Source organism: Anaerolinea thermolimosa (assembly GCF_001050195.2).
Lineage (GTDB): Bacteria > Chloroflexota > Anaerolineae > Anaerolineales > Anaerolineaceae > Anaerolinea > Anaerolinea thermolimosa.
Map to the genome: position 1 here is coordinate 1045477 of NZ_DF967965.1, position 3306 is coordinate 1048782.

At 45.5% G+C, this 3306-nt stretch carries 4 protein-coding genes; 2 read left to right on the forward strand and 2 right to left on the reverse strand.

Annotated elements, in window-relative coordinates; translation table 11 throughout:
- Positions 1 to 109: 109 nt before the first annotated feature.
- Complete coding sequence (locus ATHL_RS19480) at positions 110 to 244, reverse strand: hypothetical protein (protein ID WP_272897338.1); 135 nt, start codon at positions 242 to 244, stop codon at positions 110 to 112.
- Between the two features lie 193 nt (positions 245 to 437).
- Here ATHL_RS19480 and ATHL_RS04755 point away from each other — a divergent pair, with 193 nt between their 5' ends.
- Both ATHL_RS04755 and ATHL_RS04760 read left to right on the forward strand, forming a co-directional pair.
- Entirely contained in the window at positions 438 to 1964 is a 1527-nt protein-coding gene (locus ATHL_RS04755; RefSeq protein ID WP_062190321.1) for a hypothetical protein, read from the forward strand.
- Positions 1934 to 2860 (forward strand): DNA adenine methylase, encoded by a 927-nt coding sequence (locus ATHL_RS04760; RefSeq protein WP_062190322.1) that lies wholly within the window; start codon positions 1934 to 1936, stop codon positions 2858 to 2860. The genes ATHL_RS04755 and ATHL_RS04760 overlap by 31 nt, the downstream gene beginning before the upstream one ends.
- A gap of 85 nt (positions 2861 to 2945) precedes the next feature.
- On the opposite strand, the gene ATHL_RS04765 is transcribed toward ATHL_RS04760, so the two are convergent.
- Positions 2946 to 3306, reverse strand: a 361-nt coding sequence (locus ATHL_RS04765) for a tyrosine-type recombinase/integrase (protein ID WP_162787580.1), incomplete at its 5' end; no start/stop codon positions are given.

The window sequence follows — 3306 nt, forward strand, 5'->3', positions numbered from 1 at the left end:
CGGACATTTACCAGTCCGGCGGGTAGCCTGCCTGTCGCAATCGTGGATGACCGGGTAGGTCATCTCTACGTTTTATTGTAGTCAGTTTTTCGTTTTTTTCAAGTGCCTTTCAGGTTTGTTGGTTCAGCAGGCGCTCAAGGTCTTGCAGGCGCAGAAGTACCAGGTCTTCGGCATGGTGCTTGCCCGCTTCATGGAGTACCACCAGCGGCACCCTGTCTTCTTTCAGGGTTTTCACTTGCTGCAATTTGCTTTTTGAATGTACAATCTATCTAAATTACCCTGAGAAAGCACAGCCCACGTAAACCATATCACTTACGATTCCACATAGCCAAATATGTTTCAAGGGAAAGCCTAGTTCAATTTGGATTGATATGACCTCGTGTTGAATCTTAGGAAAGTCATTAGGCTCGAAATAATAGGATCGGGAGATTTCAAACATGGGACAGTACAAGACCTTACCCATTTCTCATTTGAGGGTCAATCCACAAAACCCCCGCTATAGGAATCCGCAAATTAGCGAACCAGATGCCATAATGGCTTTATTCAGGGAAATAAAAAATAAGCCCGAAACGGCCTTACGGTATATGTTGAATTTGATAGATGACATTGTAAAGAACGGCATTAATCCAGCCGACTTACCTATTGTTGTGCCAGACCCATTTGATGATAGTATATTTCAGGTCATGGAAGGCAATCGGCGCATTGCTTCCCTGAAGTTGCTATATTTCCCTGATCTTGCTGTTACAGTTTTTCGGACGGAGTCCCGGGTATTGAAACGCCTGGAAGAATTGCGTAAAAACTTTCTGGACCAATTTCATGAACAGTATCAGGAAGTGCTCTGTGTTGTGTATCCCACACCAGAGGAAGCAAATCACTGGATTTACCTGCGGCACACTGGCGAGAACGAAGGGCGTGGAGTGACCCCTTGGGACAAGATAGCTAAAGACCATTTTCGTCTACGAGTTTCGGCACGAGAACATACCATTGCTACGCAAATAGTGAAAATATTGACGGAAAGGGGTTATCTAGAACCTGATTTACCTGTTGTTTTGAGTACCCTAGAGCGTATGGTCAAAGACCCCGATGTATCTTCTCGATTGAATATAGAAATTGAAGAAGGTGAAATCAGACTACCTCACGATCCTCAATTACAAGACTGGGCGCTAAGGGTCATACAATACATTGCTTTAGATACTGTCAACAAGGATCCTAACATCAAGCGAAAACGCTTGACTTCACGTGATATTAATCAGAAACAGGAACGCGTCAAGTATTTAGACCAAGTGCTTGCTCAAATTCCATCTCCCATGTCGGAATCCATTTCTGTAGTCGAAAGCAAAATACCAATAGATCAATTACCTCAATCGGATTCACCAGAGAATACAGAACCTTCCTCTCCTCCACCAGTACAAACTCCGCCCCTTGTACCTCCCCCTGTTGCATCGATACTTCCGTCAAGGCCCTCAGCTTCGCAGGATTATAAGAAGCGGCGTCAGATTGCTGCTAAAGGCATAAAGATTCAACATTCGACTCTTAACCATCTTTATCAAGAACTTTGCCAGCTGGAAGCCGAATCCTACCCTAATGTCGGGATTATGGGTATTCGTGCATTTTTAGAGGGTTCGTTGGATATTTTCATACAAAAATTTGCTTCTGAAGCGGAATTTCAGGACATGATGAAAAACCCCACGAATTCCAATCCACCTTTTAATATTCGCTTAAGCACAAAGTTGTCACAGGTAGTGGAGTATCTGGGGCGGCAAAAGACTTTAACAGTTGATTTAGTCCAAGCATTAAACAAATATCAATCTGATCAAAATAATCCATTGAGTGTTAATACACTTCAAGCATACCTGCATAATCCGGTTTTTGAACCTCGTGGAGATACAGCAAAATACTGGTGGGACGCTTACCATCCATTGTTTGAGGCGCTATGGAACACCTACAACTCCATCAAGCGATAGGATTTGTCACTCCTCTGCGTTTTCCCGGAGGAAAACGCAAAGTTTTCCCTTTCTTTCGCGATCTCATCGAACACAATAATTTAGTTGGCGCTCACTATATTGAACCTTTCGCGGGTGGGGCAGGGCTAGCCTTATCTTTACTTGTCTCTGGCTATGTTAAGGAAATTCATCTTAACGACCTCGATGTGGCCATTTACGCTTTATGGAAAACCGTGCTTGAAGAACCCGAAGAGTTATGTGAGCGAATAAAAGCGGTGACCCTAGACATAACTACATGGAAACAACAGCGTGAGGTAATTGAACATCCTGAGCAACACTCAAAAATAGATGTAGCGCTAGCTGCACTTTTCCTAAACAGGACTAACCGTTCAGGGATTTTGAGGGGTGGGATAATTGGTGGATTAGGGCAATCTGGCAAGTGGAGAATGGATGCTCGGTTCAATAAAGAGGGGATAATCAAACGTATCCGACTTATTGCCGATTATAAAGATAATATTCGAATTTATAACCAGGATGCTATTCAATTCTTAGAAGTTTTGCATCAAAATATCTTTTCAACAGAAAAGTGTCTTGTTTATGCAGATCCACCATATTATGTAAAAGGCCGCACACTGTACTATAACTACTATAACGCGGAAGACCACCACCGTTTAGCACAAGCTATGCAAAACCTTATTTGTCCATGGGTTGTGTCTTATGATGATGTAGATGATGTTTATGCTCTCTACCGGGGCGTATCTCATCTTCGCTACCGTCTGCATTACACAGCACAAACCAGAAAGCGTGGTGGAGAGGTCATGTTTTTTCATGGATTAGAGATTCCTGCTATAGATCAAAGCAGGAAACGGTGGCAACCAATGTACATCTCAGAATCGTCCGTTTTTATACAGGCCTAACAACAGCAACAATCTAATTGGGGAATGTCTGGAGCGAGAGAACCGTCTGCACCAGTGCACCTTTACCACTATTTGAATCAAATATTCATATTTTTTCTACCGCATCCTGCATCCGTTCAGCGGTCGGGTGCAGGTAACGCCCGGTGGTCTCAATCCGGGAGTGTCCCAGAATCGCCGCAAGGGTGGCCACGTCCACCCCTTTCTCAACTGCACGGGTGGCAAAGGTGTGGCGCAGGGTGTGCGGGGTGGCTTCCACCCCGGCAATCCGCGCATACTCCGCCACCATGCGCTGGACGTCCCGCGCGCTCAACGGGTTGCCCATGCGCGAGAGAAACAGCCAATCACCTGCGCCGTGCGGTCTTTCGTCCAGCCACGCTTTGAGGGCCTGGCGGGCTTCGGAGTTCAGCGGCACCCGGCGGGTCTTGTTGCCCTTGCCGCCTCTCACC

Bases quoted from the DNA above. Each gene is read 5' to 3' on its own strand.
- ATHL_RS04760 (WP_062190322.1), top strand. From the start codon at position 1,934: ATGGAACACCTACAACTCCATCAAGCGATAGGATTTGTCACTCCTCTG.
- ATHL_RS04755 (WP_062190321.1), top strand. From the start codon at position 438: ATGGGACAGTACAAGACCTTACCCATTTCTCATTTGAGGGTCAATCCA.